Source organism: Rhizobacter sp. P2_H2 (assembly GCF_056403375.1).
The window spans coordinates 1-2,442 of sequence record NZ_JBFUFP010000831.1; the positions used below are offsets into that span (position 1 = coordinate 1).

General features: G+C 65.1%; 3 protein-coding genes. 1 reads left to right on the plus strand and 2 read right to left on the minus strand.

The genetic code is table 11. The annotated features are described in order from the left end of the window. Window positions 1-208 precede the first annotated feature (208 nt). On the plus strand, window positions 209-1,336 hold the full coding sequence (locus tag AC1D15_RS26970; RefSeq protein WP_477828422.1) for a hypothetical protein: 1,128 nt from the start codon (window positions 209-211) through the stop codon (window positions 1,334-1,336). Window positions 1,337-1,368: 32 nt separating this feature from the next. On the opposite strand, the gene AC1D15_RS26975 is transcribed toward AC1D15_RS26970, so the two are convergent. Together AC1D15_RS26975 and AC1D15_RS26980 are read right to left on the minus strand one after the other, a co-directional pair. Beyond that, window positions 1,369-1,572, minus strand: a complete 204-nt coding sequence (locus AC1D15_RS26975; RefSeq protein ID WP_047504418.1) for a hypothetical protein — start codon at window positions 1,570-1,572, stop codon at window positions 1,369-1,371. Window positions 1,573-1,652: 80 nt separating this feature from the next. Continuing rightward, on the minus strand, window positions 1,653-2,442 hold a 790-nt coding region (locus tag AC1D15_RS26980; RefSeq protein WP_477828423.1), incomplete at its 5' end, for an NHL repeat-containing protein.

Below are 2,442 nucleotides of genomic sequence, written 5' to 3' on the forward strand. Positions count from 1 at the left end.
CCTGTGCAGCGTGCAGGCGGGGTACCTGACGGGTCAGAACTTGCTGCTGGATGGCGGGGCGTTTGGGGGGAGGTTGTGTGGGGATGGTTGTTGTGCGCGTGGAACGATGTGGCGGCTGGCGTGACATACAGGGCGTTACTCGGGTGAGGGCTCGGCGCTTGTGAGGCTGAGGTGGCGCCTGGGGCGTCACTTCAACACAGAGGCCACCATGGGTCCTTCCACCAAACTTCAGCCCAATGCTGTTCGCAAGATCTCGCGCTCGCTGAGTGCCCCCTCACCGGAACACGCCGCAAGGGTCACCACGCTTTCCAGGCAGCGCAGTTCCGCAGGGCACTGCGTGCAAAGCCATCTGGCCTCTCGCTCCGGGTCGCACATGTTCAAGGTGGCCTCGTTCGCCACCATGCAGAGTGTTCCGTTCCTGGCTGCGCGTTCGCGCGGACAGGTGCAGGATTTCAAGGCGCATTTCGATGCCTTGAAGAGCATGCTGGCGTACTACGACGACCAGCGTGTCAACGCGCCGCGCGGGAAGACCACGCCCGAAGTCCAGCCCGAGGACTGGATGCTCGCCCAGGAGATCGTGAACACCCTGACCACCTTTCCTGAATTTGCGCAGTTGGCGCCGGCGTTGAGCAACAGCATCGAGGCTCTGAAGCCTCTGCTGGGGCAGCCGGGACAGGCGCGATACAGCGCATGGACGGCGGTGGGCCGCACCGTCAAGAACTTTTGGCCTGCCGGCCATCAGGCGCCCGCTKCATCGCCGGCGGCGCAACAGCGGCAGGTTTCAGCCCCCGAGGCTGCGCCACAGCGCAAGCCGACCAGTTCCTGTCAGGCCGCGTGCCAGGACCTCGCGGACTGGAGCAAGGGCATCCAGACGGTCGGGAACACGCAGCAGATTGCGTGGAGCGACGTGCGCAAACGGGTGAATGGGATCGTCTCGAGCCCTGACTTCGAGACCCACGTCTCGCCGGACGAGCAAGCCGTGTTCACGGATCTGCAAAAGCTCAATGCTACTGACTCGGGGCGTTCCGGGCGATTCAAGGCTTGGGAGACTGTGCAAAAGCTGGTGTCGCAGCACACGGGCAGCCCGCCCCCGTCGGTGGGACAGTTTCGGACACTCTTGAATCGCATGCCCATCGGCGGGGTTTGGATGGACGCAGATGTGAAGGCGTTGATCCAGATGTGCAACACCGAGCGGTTCAATCACGCGGCCTGGGGGGCGGCCCTTGGCAATCAGATGTGGACGGTGGAGGTTGCTCTGAAGAACAACGCGCTGAATGCGGGGGCCGTGATGGAGAGATTGCTCGCCGATCTGAATCAGAAGTTCCCGCCCGCGTAGTCAGGCGACCGGCGCAGGCCCGGGCGGCGATGTCAGCCTTCGCCGAGCATCGGCGCCTGCGTCAACTCGGCATCGACGTTCATCAGCACGCTGGCGAGCGACAGCGCGCGCCACAGGTGGGGCGGCATCGCCATGATCGCTTCCGGCGACTTGGCGCTGGCGACCCAGGCGCCGATCTCGGCGTGCTGTTCGATGGTCAGCAGGTGGCGCCGTCGCATGTCGTCCAAGGTTTCCATGCTCGGTCTCTCGAAGATTGCGAGGAGCAGGGCTCGCGCCTCGTGCGATCCGATCATCGCACGAGGCTGAGAGCGGTCTCTCAGGGGAAGGTCGCCAGGAACACACCGTCGTTCGCCGTGATGACGAGTTGCTTGTCGCTGACGACAGCGACGGATCCGATCTGGCCGAGCGACGCCGGAAGTGCCCCCAGGATGTTGCCGGCGCTGCCGGGCTTGCCGACGACGGTGCTGACCACGCCGGCCGGCGTCACCTTTCGAACCGTCTTTGCGATCGGATGGCCTGTACCGCCGGCGCCGCCCAGATCGGCCACGTAGATGTTCTGCTGGCTGTCCACCGCAAGGCCCAGCACGACGCTGAAGCGAGCGGCGCTGCCCGTCGCATCTGCCGTGCCGCTTTGGCCGGCCGTGCCAGCCAGCGTCGTGACGGACCCGTTGGAGGTGATCCGCCGGATCGTGGCATTGCCAGTGTCGGCCACATAGATGTTGCCACCAGCGTCTGCCGCCAAACCGCGTGGATCGGTGAACCGAGCGGCGGTGCCTTGTCCGTCTGCCGAACCCCATTGCTGCACGTCGCCTGCGAACAGGGTGACCACGCCTTGAGGCGTGACACGCCGGATCGCGCTGTAGTTCGACACGAAGACGTTGCCGTTCGGATCCGCGGCAATGCCTCGCGGATCGGGCACCGTGGCGATCGTGGTCACTTCGCCCGCCGGGGTGACCTTGCGCACGCTGTTGTTGCCGGTGTCCGCGACATAGAGGTTGCCGTTCCGGTCGATGCAGAGGCCGACCGGGTCGGTGTCGCCTATCGAGTCGGAGTGAATCGAAATGAACCGGAACTGCGCATTGCTGCCGACGCCGTCGCTGTTGCCG

Excerpts from the sequence above, each read along its gene's own strand:
- AC1D15_RS26975 (WP_047504418.1), bottom strand. The coding sequence starts at position 1,572 with ATGGAAACCTTGGACGACATGCGACGGCGCCACCTGCTGACCATCGAA.